Consider the following 16,977-nt stretch of genomic DNA (forward strand, 5'->3'; position numbering starts at 1 on the left):
TGGTCGCCAAAACATGTCCTTGTCATTCTGCTCGCGGTATTCTTGACCGCCGGGTTCAGCCTGTCTGCCGCTCAGGCGAGCGTCATGTCGGCGAAGATGATGATGACGACTGGCATGACCATGCCTGCTGCCGACACAAGCATGGCCAAGATGGCCGACACCGCCATGAATGGCGATTGCAGCGCGTGCCTCAAGGGCGCCGCCGACACCGGCAAACCGATGCATTGTCCACCGACCTGCATCGCACCGGTGCTCGCGGTGTTGCCGCTTGAGTTCGCGGTGACGACCGTAGTCCGGACATCGCTGCCGTCGGCGCTGCCGATGCCGTTCCTTCACGGGCGAAGTTCCTTGCCCGATCCCTTCCCTCCCAAATCCATCGATCTCGTCTGACGCAGTTTCAGCCGTCCCGCGGCTGATTTCTGGCGTTTGATTGCCGCTGGCGCCTTGCGCCGGCGAGCACACAGCAATTCGACGTCGAGAGGCTCGCCGTCGATCGAGATCACAAAGGGCTTTGAGAGTGAGTATCGATACCAGTCATTCCATTTCACGCCGCAGGTTCGTCCTCGCGGCGGCGGGGGTTGCTGTAGCCACCCTCGTGCGTCCCACAATGTTACGCGCATCCGCCGTTGATGAGCGCCGCGTCAGGGTCGCGGCGGACCAGGCCAAGTTCACCGGCTCCAGCGGCCCGCTTACTCCTGTCTGGGCCTATGACAGGACGGTCCCCGGCCCGATCCTGCGCTTACGCCAGGGCCAGCCCGCCCGCATCATCGTCGAGAACGGGCTAAACGAGGACACGACGGTCCATTGGCATGGCATCCGCCTGCAAAACGCCATGGACGGCGTGCCCGGCCTGACACAGCCGCCGATCAAGGCGGGGACAAGTTTCGTCTATGAATTCACGCCACCCGACGCCGGTACCTTCTGGTACCATCCGCATGCCAATAGCCTTGTGCAGCTCGGCCGCGGCCTAGCCGGCGCCCTCATTGTCGAGGAGGCTGAACCCATTGCCGTCGACCGCGACCTCTTGTGGTTGCTGCAAGACTGGCGGCTTGCCGCCGACGGGCAGATGGCGCCCGGCTTCGGCAGCGCGATGGACGCGGCGATGTCAGGCCGCATCGGCAATATCGTCACCATCAACGGCACGGTTCCAATCGATCAGCGCGTGATCGCGGGGGAGCGGATCAGGCTGCGCTTGGCCAATGCCTCGCTCGCTCGCATCATGGCGCTGCGCTTCGAGGGCCACCGCCCGGTCGTCGTGGCGATCGACGGTCAGCCCTGCGACTCGCACGAACCGGAAGACGGCCGTGTTGTTCTTGCGCCTGCCATGCGCATCGATGTCGTGATCGACATGCAGGGCGACCCGGGCAAGCGCTACGCGGTGATCGACGATTACTATGACGGTCTCGCCTACAAGCTGACCACGCTTGCCTATGACACCGCATCGCCGCTGCGGACCCGTCCTCTCGACGCCCCGCTTGGCCTGCCGCGCAATCCCTTGCCTGAACCCGACCTTGCCGAGGCCGAGCGACAGGAGATCGTCCTGCAAGGCGGCATGATGGGTGGCGGCAAGCTCGCCGGCGTCGGCGGCACGATGGGCATGGCGACACCCGGCATGAATGGCGGCGCGGCCTGGGCGATCAACGGCATGTCGATGACCGGTGACGGCCACGCCGGCATGGCGCCGCAGTTCACGCTGAAACGCGGCACCACTTGTCATCTCACCATGCGCAACGAAACCGCGTGGTGGCATCCAATGCACATCCACGGTTTCAGCATGTCCGTACTTTCCCGCAACGGTTCGCCCGTGCCGAACCGGACATGGCAGGACACGGTGCTGCTTGCCCCCAAGGATACGATCGAATGCGCCTTCGTCGCCGACAATCCCGGCGACTGGATGCTGCACTGCCATGTCGCCGACCATCAGATGGCCGGCCTCATGACGGTGTTTCGAGTGACCTGACCCTTTTCGCCAATCAACGTCAATCAAGGAGAACCGCAATGAAACGGACTTACTACCTCGCCGCCCTCACCATCGCGATCGCGATGCCGCTGCCTGCCGTTGCCGCCACGATCAACGCGGTGATGTACAAGAACCCGAGCTGCAGCTGCTGCGAGACCTACGCCGCCTATCTCGAAAAGAACGGCTTCACGGTTGAACTGAAGCCATCCAACGATCTGGACCAGATCAGCGCCGGCCTTGGGGTTCCCGAGAAATTGCAGGGCTGCCATTCCGTGGTGATCGGCGACTACGTGGTCGACGGTTTCGTGCCGGTCGACCTGATCAAGAAGATGCTGGCGGAACGTCCTGAAATCACAGGCATCGCCATGCCGGGTATGCCGATGGGTTCGCCGGGAATGGGCGGCCAGAAAACCGAGTCGTGGACGATCTACGCCTTCACCAAGGATGGCAAGGCGCCAACCGTCTACGCATCCGAGTGACGGCCACATCGATCTCATTTTTCACTCAAGGAGAACTCAAATGAAACGGACTTATTCCCTCACCGCCCTCATCGTCGCGATCGCGATGCCGCTGCCTGCTGTCGCGGCGACCATCAACGCGGTGATGTACAAGAACCCGCAATGCAGCTGCTGCGAATCTTATGCCAATTATCTGGAACACAACGGCTTCAAGGTCGACATCAAGCCCGTCAACAACCTGTCCCAGATCAGCAGCGATGCGGGCGTGCCGGCCGACCTTGAAGGCTGCCACACACTGATGGTCGATGGATATGTCGTCGACGGGCTGGTGCCGGTCGATATCGTCAAGAAACTGCTGACCGAACGGCCTGCCATCACCGGCATCACGCTGGCCGGCATGCCGACCGGCGCTCCCGGCATGGGTGGCGAGAAGGCTGGCCCTTTCATCGTCTACGCCTTCACCAAGGACGGTAAGGCGCCCACCGTCTACGCGACCGACTGAAAGGCAACCGCGATGTCTGCCGATATGTCGGATTGCCCTGCCAGAACCTGGCTCGCGATGATGTTCCTGTCCGTCGCCGGCTTTCTTGTGCTGCTGGTCCTGCTGCTCGCCATAGCGGCGCTCGGAAAATACTTGCTGTCCGGTCGTCGAACCACGGTCGGCGGCGTGGACTTGCGGCCCGAATCGAAGGAGGAGCAACCATGAAGATGGTCGTTCTCGCCCTCTTCGGTGCGTTGCTGGCGGTGTCTCCACCCGCGACCGCCGGCGAGCCGCCACAGAATTTTGCTGTTCAAGCGACACCGCAGCCGCTTCCGGAAATCCAGTTTCAGGACGGCGATGGGCAACCCGGAACGCTCGCCGATTTTTCCGGCAAGGTCGTGCTGCTCAACATCTGGGCGACATGGTGCGCTCCCTGCCGCAAGGAAATGCCGACGCTCGACAGGCTGCAAGCCAAGCTCGGCGGGCCGGACTTCGAGGTCGTCGCGTTGTCGATGGATCGCGGCGGTCCGGACAAGGTGAAAAAGTTTTTCGCCGAGATCGGCATCGAGCATCTCGCCCTCAACATCGACACGTCGGGCAAGGCGATGTTCGCACTCGGCGCCCCCGGCCTCCCAATGACATTGCTGATCGACCGCGAAGGCAAGGAGATCGGCCGCCTGATTGGCCCGGCTGAGTGGGATGCTCCCGACATGGTCGACTTCATACGAAGCCATTTTGCCGCCCATTGAGAAAGGAACCGCCATGACCACCATAGTGCCGCCCCCGGCCTCGCATACTGCATCGAGCCGTTACGCCTTTACCGCTGTCCGCCACTATCTCAGCGGCCGGCGCGGCCTGATCGCGGCGGGCACCGCCATCGCCTTCGCAGGCCTTGCATTCAACTGGAGCTGGCTGGTCGCGGCAGGCATCGCGCCATTGCTCGTCACCGCACTGCCCTGCGTTGCAATGTGTGCACTCGGGTTCTGCATGCACCGGATGACGGGCCGCGCCTGTTCGGCCGAGGATGTTTCCCTCAAAGCGGACGAGGCCACCGATGGTCCGGTGCCCGCCGATCTGAAAGGCAACAGTTGATGCCAGTCCGTATCAAAGAATGGATGCATTTGCTGCGGTGCCTGATTTGCGCAGCTGCGCTGGTCGTGGGCTTCGTCCACGGCGCGCAAGCCCACTCGCTCGAAGAAATCGACGCCATGCTCCAGGGCGACGAGAAGTATTTCCAGACGATCGACAAACCCGCGCCCGATTTCACGCTGCGCACCGCCGACGGACGCGTGGTGCGACTGGCTGATCTGCGTGGCAAGGTCGTCGTCCTCCACTTCATCTACACGTCGTGCGCGGACGTCTGTCCCCTGCATGCCGAGAAGATCGCCGAGATCCAGAAAATGGTGAACGGCACACCGATGAAAGACCAGGTCACCTTTGTCAGCATTACCACCGATCCGACGAGAGACACGCCGGACGTGCTGCGCAACTACGGACCAACGCATGGGCTCGACCCAGTCAATTGGTTGTTCCTGACCACCACCCAGGACCAGCCGGAGGACGCCACCCGCACGCTGGCTAAAGCCTTCGGCCACAAGTTCACCAAAACGGACGACGGTATTCAGGCGCATGGCATCGTCACGCATGTGATCGACAAGGAGGGTCATTGGCGGGCGAATTTCCACGGCCTGGATTTCGCGCCGATCAATCTCGTCACCTTCGTCAATGCGCTCACCAACAACATCGAGCGTCCGCATCATGAGCAGGAAGCTGGCTGGCTGGCCAAATTAAAGAACCTTTTCTGAAGCATCATCCGCAGGAGGAGAACCCTATGACCTATAATTCAGGGCAATTCGGCAGAGTTGCTGGCAAAACCGCCCGTTCCCTCATGCTGGTCATTGCGACGGCCTGGCTCGCGATCGGCCTTGGATTCCACAGCCAGGCGATCGCCGCCGACGAAATGTCCCAGAGCGAGTTCGATCAACGCGTCCACGACTACATCCTCGCGCATCCAGAGGTCGTCATGGAGGCACTGCAAAGCCTGGACGCTCGCCAGCGCGAGGCCGACGCAAAAGAGGCGAAAGCCGTCCTGGCGGCCAAAGCCGACGAGGTTTTCCGCGACCCGGCCAGTCCGGTCGGTGGCAACGCTCAGGGCAACGTCGCCATGACCGAGTTCTTCGACTACAATTGCCCCTATTGCCGGCAGGTGGCGCCGATTATGGAGCAAGCCACGGCCGACGACCCGCAGCTCCGGATCGTCTACAAGGAATTCCCGATCCTCGGCCCGGATTCCGTATTTGCGGCCAAGGCGGCGCTCGCCGCCAACAAGCAGGGCAAATACGCAGAATTTCACAAGGCGTTGTTCGCCGTGAAGAGCAGGGTGAACGAGTCGATCGTGCTCAAAGTCGCTACGGAGGCCGGCCTTGATGTAGCCCGCCTGAAGGCGGATATGCAGCAGCCTGAGATCCTGGCGGCGATAGAGCAAAATGTGAAGCTGGCTCAGGCGCTGAAGATCAATGGAACGCCGGGCTTCGTCGTCGGCGACCAGATTTTCCCCGGTGCGACCGACCTCGCAACCATGAAGAGCCTGATCGAGCAGGCAAGGAGTGGCAAATGAGCTCGATATCGCACCCCAGTCGACGGACGTTTCTGGGCGGTATTTTTGGGACCGCCGCGATTATGGGCTTTCTCAAGGATCCGGATTTGGCAATCGCTGCTGACGATCCGGAATTGGCTAAGCGTTTCAAGGATCTTAGCCAGAACGGCAACAGCACGTGTTCGACCAAGTTCACGGAATCGATCGTGACCATGCCGGCGATGTCGCGGATCACGGGCTCATGTTGCAGCCCGATGGAAATGAAGCGTTACGCCAAGCAGGTCAATGGTTTGGCCAAATACCGCGACATCGCTATGATTCCAGCCGATCCGTATGACATTCCGGCGGGCATCGCACAGAAGATGATCCCTTACTATGACGTCCAGCTCAGCGGCGCTGAACAGCAGGCCTATGACCACGCGATGGCGAACTCCAACGAGAAAGGCCCATGCTGCTGCCAATGCTGGCGCTGGAAAGTCTATGGCGGACTGGCGAAATACCTGATCCGCGAGCACGGTTTTAGCGGCAAACAGATCGTCGATGTATGGAACCTCTCCGACGGCTGCGGCGGAGCGATGTAAAATCGCCGTGGGGTGCTGACTTGCCGTACCCGGAAGCCCGGAGTTCCTGCCGCCTGCCGGACTTGGGTGCCTCTTCGCATACAAATACATTCGCCTGTGCTAATATATAGTGGTCATGCACATTCGTTCGTGACGAACATGTGGGAGGACGCGATGAAAACCATGAATCGCAGGTCTGCAATTGCTCTCGGTGTGACGGCCGCCGCCATATCGCCTTTGTTTACGCTGGCGGCATCTGCAAAGACCAAGAAATACGGCCCGAAGGAAGGCAAGGAGATTGCGCCCGGTGTCAGGAGGGTTGAGGTCGGCACCGGCAACTCCGACATTCCCGCCTACAAGAGCATCGCAATTGTCGACGTGGTGTTTCAGCCCGGAGCACACGCGCCTCAAACCGTGATGGACAACGACATGGTATGCACCATTACTTCAGGTGCATTCACGATCAAGAAAGCTGACAAGGAATTCAAGCTCAAGGAAGGCGACATGTATACGTGCGCCAAGGGCAAGACCGACGAGTCCACGAATACAAGCAAGGTGGTCGGCGTGCATCGTATTGCCGTCTTGATACCTGCATAGCAGCTGGAATTCCGGACGGACGGAAGGTTGCACGCCGTCCGGCCGTCGCTTGCGCATCGCCGGCTGCTGGCCTCATCGGCCTTCAGCAAGGTGGGCAGGACCGCTTGCCAGGCGTCTGCTGGCGCTCCTGCCCGGCCATGCATCGGGCCGCATGCCCGCTTTCGTTCAGGCACAGTGCGATGCCGTCATTGGCTCTTGAACGGCCAAGCCGGACCCGCGTAACATCGCGCCACCTGGACTGAGTCTGCTTCATTCGTCCGAGCTAATGCCCGGATTGGTTTGGATATTTTCCTTTGAATACGCTAGCAATCGGCAGCGCGCCGGAGCGCGGCAAATCGTTTGCTCATGTGGCGGAAGCCTCGTGGGGCAAGGGCCTCAGCACCTTGCTCCGTATCGTGCGCATGACGCTGCGCCACCCCTGGCAAGTCGCGATCACCCTCGCCTCGACCTTCATCGCCGCAACGCTGCAGCTTTTCATTCCACGCTTGCTGGGACGCGCCATCGACCAGGCGCAGGGCGTGATGGCCGCGGGCGCCGGTGCCGCGGCGGAGCATGCGTTGTGGAACACCGCTTTGACACTGCTGGTTGTCAGCATCCTGCGCGGCCTCTTCACCATGGCGCAGAACTATTACGGCGAGGCCGTCGGCCACCGGACCGGCTATGAACTGCGCCTGGCGTTCTACGAGAAGATCCAGCGCCTGAGCTTCTCTTACCACGACAGGGTCCACACCGGCGATCTGATCACGCTTGGGCTGCTCGATCTCGACGGCGTGCGCATGTTCTTTTCCACCGGCATCCTGCGCGTCGTCCTGCTCGGCGTGCTGATCGGCGTCGGCGCCTATCTGCTGATCAGCACCGATCTGGTGCTCGGGCTGCTCAGCCTGAGCTTCGTGCCGTTCGTCGCCTGGCGTTCCTCGGTCACCCAGCTGGCGTTGCGCAGCACCTGGCTGACTTTGCAGCAGCGATTGTCGGTGCTGAGCCGGGTGATGGACGAGAACCTCGGCGGCATCCGTGTCGTGCGCGCCTTTGCGGCGCAGCGGCACGAGCTGGAGAAATTCGACCGCGCCAAGCAGGACGCGCTCGACCTTGCCAACGAGCGCGTCGATATCCGCGTCGGCAACACCAGCGCCATGAATTTCTCGTTCCTGGCCGCCATGGGCCTGGTGCTCTGGTTCGGCGGCCAGAAGGTGATCGCGGGCCAAATCAGCGTCGGCACGCTGGCCCAGTTCCTCACCTTCATGACCATCCTGCAGATGCCGGTGCGCCAGCTCGGCCTGATGGTCAACTCGTTCGCGCGCGCCTCGACCTGCGGCACCCGGCTGTTCGAACTGCTGGACGCCGAGCTCGACATAAAGGACGCGCCCGGCGCCAGGGACCTCGTCGTCACCGATGGCGTGCTGCGTTTCGACAATGTCGGCTTCCGCTACGCGAGCGCGGGCGACCGCCCGACGCTGTCCGGCATTTCCTTCGAGGCGAGGTCCGGCGAGACGATCGGCATCGTCGGCCCGCCGGGCAGCGGCAAGTCGACCATCGCGCATCTGATCCCGCGCTTCTACGACGTCACGTCAGGCAGCATTACCATCGACGGCCAGGACATCAGCAAGGTCACGCTGCAATCGCTGCGCAGGGCCGTCGGCGTCGTGCAGCAGGACGCGTTCCTGTTCACCACCTCGATCGAGAACAACATCGCCTATGGCAACCCCTGGGCGCGCGAGACCCGCATCGGACAGGCGGCCGAGTTCGCCCAGTTGCACAACTACATCATCGGACTTCCCGCCGGCTACACCACGGTCGTCGGTGAACGCGGCGCCTCGCTGTCCGGCGGCCAGCGGCAGCGCCTGACCATCGCGCGCAGCCTGATGCTACGGCCATCGGTGCTGGTCTTCGACGATTCCACCGCGGCCATCGACGCCGGCACCGAGCAGCGCATCCGGGCGGCGATGAAGCGCTTCGCCAAGGACCGCGTGACGCTGATCATCTCGCACCGGCTGAGCTCGCTGATGCATGCCGACCAGATTCTGTTCGTCGAGAGCGGCCGGATCGTCGAGCGCGGCACGCATGAGGAGTTGCTGGCGCTCGGAGGGCGCTATCGCGCGCTCTACGACCTGCAGCTGCGGCCGGACGATGACCGACCCGCGGTGGTGGGAGCCGCGTGATGTCGACTCAGAGCGACGACGAGAAGGAAGACACCAGCGGGCGGCCGACAAAGGCTGTCGTCGGCTCGCATCGCGACGAGGAAGAGGTTTTCGGCAAGGCCTATGATCCACGCATCGTGCGGCGGATCTGGAGCTTCGTGAAACCGTATCAGGGTCGGATTTTCATCTCGGTCGCCGCGGTGCTGGTGTTCACGCTGACCCAGCTGGCGATCCCGCTGGTCATCCGCTACGCCATCGACCACGGCATGGCGGCGGGCAGGCTCGACCAATCTGTGATGATCTCTGCGATCAGCGCTTTCACGCTGATCATCCTCATCAACTATGCCGCCAGCCATGTGCAGGAAAGCGTCGTCGGCAAGGTCGCCGAGAACGTGCTGTCCGATCTGCGCCGCGCCATGTTCAGCCACCTGCAGCGGGTCTCGCTGAGCTTCATGGACAAGACCGAGGTCGGCCGGCTGATGTCGCGCCTGCAGGGCGACGTCAATTCGATGCAGGAATTCCTTGAGACGTCGGTGATGTCGGTGGGCGATATCGTGCTGTTGTTCGGCATCGTCAGCGTCCTTTTGTGGCTCGATTTCCGGCTCGGGCTGCTGACGCTGTCAACCATGCCGGTGCTGTTCATCGTGCGCCTGTTCTGGCTGCCGCGCGCCAAGGTTGCCTTCATGGCCGCGCACGAGACCAACTCGATCGCCAACGGCGCGCTGGCCGAAGGCATCCATGGCGTGCGCACGGTGCAGAGCCTCGAGCGCCAGCATGTCAATTTCGACCTCTACGACGAGAAGGTGCTGGCCAATCTCAATGCCCATTTGACGTCGGCGAAATATGCGCAGGTGATGGTGCCGATCGTCGACACGCTGACCGGCATCGCCATGGCGACAGTCATCGTTGTCGGCGGTTCGATGGTGCTCTCGCACAGCCTCGATGTCGGCGTCATGGTGGCGTTCCTGTTCTACATCCAGCGCTTCTTCGACCCGATCCGCTCGCTCACCATGCAGTACAGCGTCATGCAGCGCGCCATGGCCTCGGGCCAGCGCATCTCCGAAGTGCTCGACGTGCCGGTGGATGTCAGCGACAAGGACAGAGCTGTGGCGCTGTCGCGCGACATGGACGGCTCGGTCGAGTTCAGGAACGTCACCTTCGGCTACCGGCAGAACCAGCCAGTGCTGAAGAACATCTCCTTCCGCGTCAATCCCGGCGAGACCGTCGCACTGGTCGGCCCAACCGGGTCGGGCAAGTCGAGCTCGATGGCGCTGGTGCACCGCTTCTACGATGTCTGGTCAGGCCAGGTCCTGGTCGGCGGCCACGACGTGCGCGACCTGACCCAGGATTCGCTCGGCGATCAGGTGGCCATGGTGCTGCAGGAGCCGTTCCTGTTCTCCGGCTCGGTGCTGGAAAACATCCGCTATCACAAGACCGGCGCCAGCCGCGAGGAGGTGGTTCGTGCTGCACAGGCCGTCGGTGCGCACGACTTCATCGAGAACCTGGCCGACGGCTACGACACCGAGCTCGAACAGCGCGGCGGCAATCTCTCGCTCGGCCAGCGCCAGTTGATCAGTTTCGCGCGGGCGCTGGTCGCCGACGCCAAGATCCTCGTCCTCGACGAAGCCACGGCCAGCATCGATTCCTACACCGAGATGCTGATCCAGAAGGCACTGATAAAACTGCTGGAAGGCCGCACCGGGCTGGTCATCGCCCACCGGCTGGCCACCATCCGCGGCGCCGACCGCATCATCGTGCTGCAGAACGGCGAGATCGTCGAAAGCGGCAACCACGAACAGCTGATGGCACGAAAAGGCCTCTACGCCCGCCTCTACAACATGAACTACGCCTCATTCGACGACATTTCCGAAGGCGAGCTGGAACTGGACGCGGCGGTCGGCAAGGCGACGTGATCAGGTTCGCCGAACGACGGCAACCCGATTTTTTGGCTTCAGGGCTGGCGGTGGTTTTCGATCGCCAGACCAAGGCCGGCGATACCCCTCGGGCGGCAAGCACCTAGACATCAGCATGGGCAGTGATTTTCAGGTGCCAGGCGAATCCGCTTGCCATGACGAGGTTCACTTAATAGCATGTTAAGTGAACCCTGAGATCGCCATGAAAATTGCCGAGGATCACATCCCAGACGACAGCGCCACGTCCAGCGCGGAAGCGCGCCGGTCGACGGTGTTGGGCAATCGCATCAAGGACTATCGCACCGCGCGGCGCCTGACGTTGCGCCAGCTCGGCGACATGATCGGCACCACCGCCAGTTTCCTGAGCCAGCTCGAGCGCGGCCTTTCGGGAGCCAACACCAGCACGCTGATGCTGATCGCCAATGCGCTCGGCATCGGCCTCGCCGATCTTTTCGACGATTGCGAAGTGTCGCCGCACGCGGTGCTGACACGCGCCGAGCGGCCGGCGCTGCCGACCAGCGAAGGCTACCGCAAGACATTGCTGTCGCGCCGGCCAATCCGTGAGATGGAAGTCTATTGCGGCGAATTCGCCGTCGGCGGCTCGACCGGCGACCTGCCCTACACGCATGGCAACGCGCACGAAATGTTCCTCGTGCTGCGCGGCCGGGTGCAACTGACGCTCGGCGACGAGAGCTTCATCCTCGAAGAGGGCGACAGCATCGAATATGCGACCTCGACGCCGCACAGGACCATCAACGTCGGCAATACGGTGGCCGAAGTGCTGTGGATCATCGCGCCGCCGACAAGCGGCGCCGTCGATCTCGACCAATATGTAGCCCGGAAACCACTCGCAGCCGGGTTGCCAAAATCAAACAGCGAGTCATCGGAGGGTTAGAAAATGGGAAGCAGATCAATAGTGGCCGGATTTCTCAGTGCCGCCGCACTGGCCTTGATTACAGCCGCCGCGGCTCATGCGCAGAGCGCGCCGCCGGCAGGCACCGTGGTGGACGGTTCGCTGAAGGGAAAGACACTGACCTTCGTCTCCTATGGCGGCATCTACCAGGACGGCCAAGTCGCCGCCCTCAAGGAGTTCGTCGACAAGAGCGGCGTCAAGCTGCTGAACGATGGGCCGACTGAAATCGCCAAGCTTCAAGCGCAGGTCGAATCCGGCAATGTGACCTGGGATGTCGTCGACACCGACGATTTTCCGCCATTCGTGCATTGCGGAAAGCTGTTCCAGAAGCTCGACCTGACCAAGCTGGACGTTTCGCACATCCCGGCCGGACAGGTCGGCGAATGCAGCGTGCCGGCGATGAACTACGGCACCGTCCTGATGTACAAGAACGCGACCTACAAGGACAATCCGCCGAAGGACTGGAAGGATTTCTTCGACACCAAGAAATTCCCCGGCACGCGCGCCATCGATGGCAGTGGCAGCCCGATCGGCGGCCTGATCGAACAGGCCATCCTGGCTGACGGCGGCTCGGTCGACAACATGACGCCGGCCGACATCGACAAGGGCATCGCCAAGATCAAGGCGATCGGTCCCGACACGATCTTCTGGAAAACCGGCGCCGAGTCCCAGCAGCTTGCCGAATCCGGAGAAGCCGACATGATCATCATGTGGACCGGCCGCGCCATGACAGCGGTCAAGAACGGCGCTGCCTATACGCCGGTGTGGAAGGACTGGTTGGTCGTCATGGATCAGCTGACCATCCCGGTCGGGGCCAAGGACACCGACGCCTCCTACGCGCTGATCAACGCCTATCTCGGCAAGAAGTCGCAGGAGATCCTGACCGAGCAGACGTCTTACTCGCCGATCAACACCGAGGCACAGCCCAAGGTGGACGCTTCCGTCGCCGCCTTCCTGACCAACACGCCGGAACACGCCAAGCAGGGCTACCAGCAGAACATCAAGTTCTGGGTCGCCAACTTCGCCACCGCGTCCGACAAGTGGACGGCGCTGATGGCCGGCAACTGAGCCGGCTGAACGCCAGGGTGACGGCGTGAGCCAGACATCGCATACGCTGGCGGCCGGGGGTGAAAATCCCCGGCCGGTGGGTGCCGAGCAGGGGCCGCAACGGGGCCTGCGGCTTGCCGCCTATCCTTCGCTGCTGGCGATGCCGGCCTTGCTCCTGCTCATCGCGGCGATGGGCTATCCGCTGCTGACCGTCACGCTGCGCAGTTTCTCGGATCCCGCCTGGGGAATGCAGAACTACGTCTGGTTCTTTTCCACGCCGGTGAACGTCACCGTCCTGTGGCGCACCTTTTCCATCGCCGCCTGGGTCACCATCGTCTGCGTCATCGCCGCCTACCCCTATGCCTATCTCATGACAGCGGTCGGACCGCGCATGCGGCTCGTCCTCATCCTGTGCGTCCTGGTGCCGTTCTGGGTCAGCGGCGTGGTGCGCACACTGGCATGGGTGATCCTGCTGCAGGATTCCGGCATCATCAATTCCGTCATCAGGCTGCTCGGATTTGATACCGTGAAGCTGATCCGCACGCAGACCGGCGTGGTGATCGGCATGGCGCAGGTGCTGCTGCCGTTCATGATCCTGCCGCTCTATTCGGTCATGCGCGGTATCGACCTGCGCCTCGTGCAGGCAGCGCGCAGCCTCGGCGCGCGGCCCTCGCTGGCCTTCCTGCAAATCTACCTGCCGCTGTCGCTGCCCGGTGTTTTCGCCGGCGCCATCATCGTCTTCATCCTGTCGCTCGGCTTCTACATCACGCCGGCACTGCTCGGCGGACCCCGTAGCACCATGCTGTCGACGCTGGTGCAGAGCCAGGTGCTCAGCTTGCTCAACTGGGGCCGCGGCGGCGCCATGGGTGTCGTACTGCTGGTCGCGACCTTCGTGCTTCTGGCGCTCACCGCGCCGCTGATGCGCCAGCGCCACAAGCAGGCGTCCAGATCATGAGACTGGCGCCGTTCCGCATTCTGCTCGGCCTGTTCTGCCTGCTGGTCGCCGTGTGGCTGGTGATGCCGACGCTGGTCATCATCCCGATGTCGTTCAACGAGAAGAAATCGCTTGCCTTCCCGCCGTCCGGCTTTTCCTGGCAGTGGTACGAGAATTTCTTCACCAACCCGGACTGGCTGGCGAGCTTCTTCAATTCGCTAAGGGTCGCGGGCCTCGTCGCCGTCGCCGCCACACTGATCGGCACGCTGGCGGCGCTCGGCCTCAGCCGCATGAAACATGCCGGCGCCGGCCTACTGCGCGCCGTCCTGATCACGCCGATGATCGTGCCCGGCGTGGTGCTGGCGATCGGCATCTATGCCGTCTATCTCGACTACCAGCTTGTCGGCACCACCACCGGCTTCGTCGTCGCGCACACAATGCTGGCGATCCCCTTCGTCATCATCGCGGTGTCGGCGAGCCTCGAAGTCTTCGACGTGCGGCTGGAGACGGCAGCGGCAAGCCTTGGCGCCAACCGCTTCACCGCGTTCCGCACCGTGACCTTGCCGCTGATTGCGCCCGGCATCCTGTCGGGGCTGCTGTTTGCCTTCGTCACCTCCTTCGATGAAATCATCGTCGCGCTGTTCATCACCAGCCCCTACTTGAAGACTTTGCCGGTGCAGATTTTCACCAGCATCACCCGCGATGCCGACCCGACGGTGACGGCGGTCGGAACGATCATCTTCATTGCCACGACGCTGGTGATCAGTGCCGGGCTGATCATCAGCTCGAAATCGACGAGGAGTTGAGATGGCAGCGTCCAACAGCAAAGAACGTGGCGCGGCCATCGACATCAAAGGCGCAACCAAGCGCTACGGCAATTTCACCGCGCTCGACGACGTCAGCCTGCACATCGAGCCGGGCGAGTTCATGACGCTGCTCGGCCCCAGCGGCTCGGGCAAGACCACCACGCTCAACGTCGTCGCCGGCTTCACCGACCTGACCTCCGGAGACCTCGCCGTTGGCGGCAAAAGCATCGTCGCGCTGCCGGCGCACAAGCGCAACATCGGCGTCGTCTTCCAGCACTACGCGCTGTTTCCGCACATGACCGTCGGCAAGAACGTCGCCTATCCGCTCGCCCTGCGCGGCATGGACAAGCAGACGCGCGACGGTCACGTCGCGCGCGCCCTGGACATGGTCAAGATGGCCGACTTCGCCCATCGCTTTCCGTCCGAGCTTTCCGGCGGCCAGCAGCAGCGCGTGGCGCTGGCGCGCGCCATCGTCTTCGATCCGCCGCTGCTGCTGATGGACGAGCCGCTCGGCGCGCTTGACAAAAAACTGCGCGAATGGCTGCAGCTGGAAATCAAGCGCATCCACCGCGAACTCGGCACCACCTTCGTCTATGTGACGCACGATCAGGAAGAAGCGCTGGTTCTGTCCAACCGCATCGCCGTCTTCAACCAGGGGCGCATCGAACAGGTCGGAACCGGGCGCCAGCTCTATGACGAGCCGGCGACATTGTTCGTGGCGAAGTTCATCGGTGAATCGACCAGTTTGCGTGGTGACGCCCAGACATCGGGCGGCGAGACCAGCCTGACGATTGCCGGCCAGAAGATCGTTGCCGGCGGCAAGCTCGCCGGCGGCCAGAAACCGGTGGTCCTGCTGCGGCCGGAAAAGCTTTCGCTTGCCGGCACCAATACGCCTCCGGCCGCCGGACAGAACAGCCTCACCGGTCAGGTCAGCGAAGCGATCTATCTGGGCTCAGGTTCGAAATACCAGGTGACGCTTCGCGATGGTTCGGTCGCCATCGTGCGCTCGCCGCTGGAGGCCACGCCTTTCTCGATCGGCGACACAGTCGATCTGCGCTGGTCGGTCGTCGATGCAAAACTTCTTGCCGATGACGACCGCGCCGACATGACGATGACCTGACCGCTCTTTTTCCCCGCAGGATTTTTAGACATGGACGCCAAAGTCAACGGCAACGTCTCGTTCTGGTATGCCGACATTGGCGGCCTGCCAGCCTATCGCGCGCCGCTTCCGGGCGACCTCGAAGCCGATGTCTGCATCGTCGGCGCCGGCTACACCGGCCTGTGGACTGCCTACTATCTGAAGAAGGCCGATCCTTCGATCCGCATCGCCATCGTCGAAAGGGAATTCGCCGGCTTCGGCGCGTCCGGCCGCAATGGCGGCTGGCTGTCCGGCGGCTTCAGCTGGTCGCGCGAGAAATATCTGCAGACATCGACCCGCGGCGCCGTCATCGACATGGAAACCGCCATGCATGGCACGGTCGACGAAGTGATCAAGGTGGCCGAGGCCGAAGGCATCGATGCCGACATCCGCCGCGTCGACAATCTGACGGTTGCCACCAACCCGCCGCAACTGGAGCGGATCAAGGCCGCCTATGCAGACGCGATCGGCTGGGGCGTGCCACAGGAGCGCGTCAGCCTGATCGGCCAAGCCGAGACCAAGGCCCGCATCGACATCCGGAACGTGCTTGGCGGTTACATCCACCACGGCACGGCGCGTGTGCAGCCGGCCAAGCTTGTCCGCGGTCTGTCCGAAGCCGTCGAGCGGCTTGGTGTGCCGATCTACGAGCAAACGACCGTGACGAGTATCGAGAAGGGCAAGGTCACGACCGATCGCGGCACGGTGCGCGCGGCCGTCATCATCCGCGCCACGGAAGGGTTCACGGCTGGCATTCCAGGCAATGAACGGCTCTGGCTGCCGCTCAACAGCGCGCAGATCATCACCGAGCCGCTGCCGCAGTCGCTGTGGGACGAGATCGGCTGGCAGGGCCGCGAACTCCTGGGCGACGCCGCTCATGCCTATTGCTACGCGCAGCGAACCCGCGAAGGCCGCATCACCATGGGCGGACGCGGCGTGCCCTATCGCTACGGATCGCAAACGGACGTGCGCGGCCAGACGCAGCAGGCGACGATCGAAAGCCTGCACGCAATCCTCACCCGCCTTCTGCCGCAGACGAAAGGGCTTCGCATCGACCACGCCTGGTGCGGGGTGCTTGGCGTGCCGCGCGACTGGTGCACGACCGCCGGCCTCGACCTTGAGACCGGCATCGGCTGGGCCGGCGGCTATGTCGGGCTCGGCGTGTCGAGCTCCAACCTTTCCGGCCGGACGCTGCGCGACCTCATCCTGCGCCGCGACAGCGAACTGACCCGCCTGCCCTGGGTCAACCGCCAGGTCAGCAAATGGGAGCCGGAGCCGATGCGCTGGCTCGGCGTCCACTCGATGTATCAGCTCTACCGCGTCGCCGACGAGCGCGAGGAAGCCGGCCTCCGGCACACGTCGAAACTGGCCGCAATCGCCGACCGCATCACCGGCCATTGAGCCCTGCGCCGCCACACATCGGATTGAAAAGCATTTTCAGT

19 protein-coding genes are annotated in these 16,977 nt (G+C 62.9%); all 19 read left to right on the forward strand.

Annotation, left to right across the window (positions count from 1 at the left end):
• The first annotated feature begins 84 nt into the window (after nt 1-84).
• The 19 genes from ACFFNA_RS13600 (at nt 85) to ACFFNA_RS13690 (ending at nt 16,936) form a co-directional block, all read left to right on the forward strand.
• The gene (locus ACFFNA_RS13600) at nt 85-390 is read left to right on the forward strand and encodes a hypothetical protein (RefSeq protein WP_378918925.1); all 306 of its coding nucleotides are present in this window, start codon (nt 85-87) and stop codon (nt 388-390) included.
• Between the two features lie 217 nt (nt 391-607).
• Nucleotides 608-1,960: a multicopper oxidase family protein gene (locus ACFFNA_RS13605; protein ID WP_378918927.1), complete on the forward strand. Its 1,353-nt coding sequence runs from the start codon at nt 608-610 to the stop codon at nt 1,958-1,960.
• 38 nt (nt 1,961-1,998) lie between these two features.
• A complete protein-coding gene (locus ACFFNA_RS13610; protein WP_378918929.1) occupies nt 1,999-2,439 on the forward strand; it encodes a DUF411 domain-containing protein in 441 nt (146 codons plus the stop codon).
• Nucleotides 2,440-2,479: 40 nt separating this feature from the next.
• Nucleotides 2,480-2,920 carry a DUF411 domain-containing protein gene (locus tag ACFFNA_RS13615; protein ID WP_111543170.1) on the forward strand — a complete coding sequence of 147 codons (441 nt, stop codon included), beginning with the start codon at nt 2,480-2,482 and terminating at the stop codon, nt 2,918-2,920.
• Nucleotides 2,921-2,932: 12 nt separating this feature from the next.
• Nucleotides 2,933-3,124, forward strand: coding sequence for a hypothetical protein (locus tag ACFFNA_RS13620; RefSeq protein WP_378918931.1), 192 nt, complete (start codon nt 2,933-2,935; stop codon nt 3,122-3,124).
• The gene (locus ACFFNA_RS13625) at nt 3,121-3,648 is read left to right on the forward strand and encodes a TlpA family protein disulfide reductase (RefSeq protein WP_378918933.1); all 528 of its coding nucleotides are present in this window, start codon (nt 3,121-3,123) and stop codon (nt 3,646-3,648) included. Before ACFFNA_RS13620 ends, ACFFNA_RS13625 begins: the two co-directional genes overlap by 4 nt.
• A gap of 13 nt (nt 3,649-3,661) precedes the next feature.
• Complete coding sequence (locus ACFFNA_RS13630) at nt 3,662-3,991, forward strand: hypothetical protein (protein ID WP_378918935.1); 330 nt, start codon at nt 3,662-3,664, stop codon at nt 3,989-3,991.
• Nucleotides 3,991-4,704, forward strand: a complete 714-nt coding sequence (locus tag ACFFNA_RS13635) for an SCO family protein (protein ID WP_378918936.1) — start codon at nt 3,991-3,993, stop codon at nt 4,702-4,704. The genes ACFFNA_RS13630 and ACFFNA_RS13635 overlap by 1 nt, the downstream gene beginning before the upstream one ends.
• Nucleotides 4,705-4,730: 26 nt before the next feature.
• A complete protein-coding gene (locus tag ACFFNA_RS13640) occupies nt 4,731-5,516 on the forward strand; it encodes a DsbA family protein (RefSeq protein WP_378918937.1) in 786 nt (261 codons plus the stop codon).
• A complete protein-coding gene (locus ACFFNA_RS13645; protein WP_378918939.1) occupies nt 5,513-6,076 on the forward strand; it encodes a hypothetical protein in 564 nt (187 codons plus the stop codon). Before ACFFNA_RS13640 ends, ACFFNA_RS13645 begins: the two co-directional genes overlap by 4 nt.
• A 153-nt stretch (nt 6,077-6,229) precedes the next feature.
• Entirely contained in the window at nt 6,230-6,652 is a 423-nt protein-coding gene (locus ACFFNA_RS13650) for a hypothetical protein (RefSeq protein WP_378918941.1), read from the forward strand.
• 293 nt (nt 6,653-6,945) lie between these two features.
• Complete coding sequence (locus ACFFNA_RS13655) at nt 6,946-8,808, forward strand: ABC transporter ATP-binding protein (protein WP_378918943.1); 1,863 nt, start codon at nt 6,946-6,948, stop codon at nt 8,806-8,808.
• A complete protein-coding gene (locus tag ACFFNA_RS13660; RefSeq protein ID WP_378918945.1) occupies nt 8,808-10,700 on the forward strand; it encodes an ABC transporter ATP-binding protein in 1,893 nt (630 codons plus the stop codon). Before ACFFNA_RS13655 ends, ACFFNA_RS13660 begins: the two co-directional genes overlap by 1 nt.
• A 202-nt stretch (nt 10,701-10,902) precedes the next feature.
• On the forward strand, nt 10,903-11,595 hold the full coding sequence (locus tag ACFFNA_RS13665) for a helix-turn-helix domain-containing protein (protein ID WP_111543166.1): 693 nt from the start codon (nt 10,903-10,905) through the stop codon (nt 11,593-11,595).
• A 3-nt stretch (nt 11,596-11,598) separates the two neighbouring features.
• Complete coding sequence (locus tag ACFFNA_RS13670; RefSeq protein WP_378918947.1) at nt 11,599-12,681, forward strand: extracellular solute-binding protein; 1,083 nt, start codon at nt 11,599-11,601, stop codon at nt 12,679-12,681.
• Nucleotides 12,682-12,706: 25 nt separating this feature from the next.
• On the forward strand, nt 12,707-13,615 hold the full coding sequence (locus tag ACFFNA_RS13675) for an ABC transporter permease (protein ID WP_378918949.1): 909 nt from the start codon (nt 12,707-12,709) through the stop codon (nt 13,613-13,615).
• The gene (locus ACFFNA_RS13680) at nt 13,612-14,400 is read left to right on the forward strand and encodes an ABC transporter permease (protein ID WP_111543163.1); all 789 of its coding nucleotides are present in this window, start codon (nt 13,612-13,614) and stop codon (nt 14,398-14,400) included. The genes ACFFNA_RS13675 and ACFFNA_RS13680 overlap by 4 nt, the downstream gene beginning before the upstream one ends.
• A gap of 1 nt (nt 14,401) precedes the next feature.
• On the forward strand, nt 14,402-15,520 hold the full coding sequence (locus tag ACFFNA_RS13685) for an ABC transporter ATP-binding protein (RefSeq protein ID WP_378918952.1): 1,119 nt from the start codon (nt 14,402-14,404) through the stop codon (nt 15,518-15,520).
• Nucleotides 15,521-15,550: 30 nt separating this feature from the next.
• Nucleotides 15,551-16,936, forward strand: coding sequence for an NAD(P)/FAD-dependent oxidoreductase (locus ACFFNA_RS13690; protein WP_378918954.1), 1,386 nt, complete (start codon nt 15,551-15,553; stop codon nt 16,934-16,936).
• Nucleotides 16,937-16,977 lie beyond the last annotated feature (41 nt).

The sequence above is a fragment of the Mesorhizobium kowhaii genome, assembly GCF_042431665.1.
Lineage (GTDB): Bacteria > Pseudomonadota > Alphaproteobacteria > Rhizobiales > Rhizobiaceae > Mesorhizobium > Mesorhizobium kowhaii.

Bases quoted from the DNA above. Each gene is read 5' to 3' on its own strand.
- ACFFNA_RS13650 (WP_378918941.1), top strand. From the start codon at position 6,230: ATGAAAACCATGAATCGCAGGTCTGCAATTGCTCTCGGTGTGACGGCC.
- ACFFNA_RS13640 (WP_378918937.1), top strand. From the start codon at position 4,731: ATGACCTATAATTCAGGGCAATTCGGCAGAGTTGCTGGCAAAACCGCC.
- ACFFNA_RS13610 (WP_378918929.1), top strand. From the start codon at position 1,999: ATGAAACGGACTTACTACCTCGCCGCCCTCACCATCGCGATCGCGATG.
- ACFFNA_RS13605 (WP_378918927.1), top strand. From the start codon at position 608: ATGTTACGCGCATCCGCCGTTGATGAGCGCCGCGTCAGGGTCGCGGCG.
- ACFFNA_RS13600 (WP_378918925.1), top strand. From the start codon at position 85: ATGTCGGCGAAGATGATGATGACGACTGGCATGACCATGCCTGCTGCC.
- ACFFNA_RS13620 (WP_378918931.1), top strand. From the start codon at position 2,933: ATGTCTGCCGATATGTCGGATTGCCCTGCCAGAACCTGGCTCGCGATG.
- ACFFNA_RS13635 (WP_378918936.1), top strand. From the start codon at position 3,991: ATGCCAGTCCGTATCAAAGAATGGATGCATTTGCTGCGGTGCCTGATT.
- ACFFNA_RS13680 (WP_111543163.1), top strand. From the start codon at position 13,612: ATGAGACTGGCGCCGTTCCGCATTCTGCTCGGCCTGTTCTGCCTGCTG.
- ACFFNA_RS13615 (WP_111543170.1), top strand. From the start codon at position 2,480: ATGAAACGGACTTATTCCCTCACCGCCCTCATCGTCGCGATCGCGATG.
- ACFFNA_RS13670 (WP_378918947.1), top strand. From the start codon at position 11,599: ATGGGAAGCAGATCAATAGTGGCCGGATTTCTCAGTGCCGCCGCACTG.
- ACFFNA_RS13625 (WP_378918933.1), top strand. From the start codon at position 3,121: ATGAAGATGGTCGTTCTCGCCCTCTTCGGTGCGTTGCTGGCGGTGTCT.
- ACFFNA_RS13690 (WP_378918954.1), top strand. From the start codon at position 15,551: ATGGACGCCAAAGTCAACGGCAACGTCTCGTTCTGGTATGCCGACATT.
- ACFFNA_RS13630 (WP_378918935.1), top strand. From the start codon at position 3,662: ATGACCACCATAGTGCCGCCCCCGGCCTCGCATACTGCATCGAGCCGT.
- ACFFNA_RS13665 (WP_111543166.1), top strand. From the start codon at position 10,903: ATGAAAATTGCCGAGGATCACATCCCAGACGACAGCGCCACGTCCAGC.
- ACFFNA_RS13645 (WP_378918939.1), top strand. From the start codon at position 5,513: ATGAGCTCGATATCGCACCCCAGTCGACGGACGTTTCTGGGCGGTATT.
- ACFFNA_RS13685 (WP_378918952.1), top strand. From the start codon at position 14,402: ATGGCAGCGTCCAACAGCAAAGAACGTGGCGCGGCCATCGACATCAAA.
- ACFFNA_RS13660 (WP_378918945.1), top strand. From the start codon at position 8,808: ATGTCGACTCAGAGCGACGACGAGAAGGAAGACACCAGCGGGCGGCCG.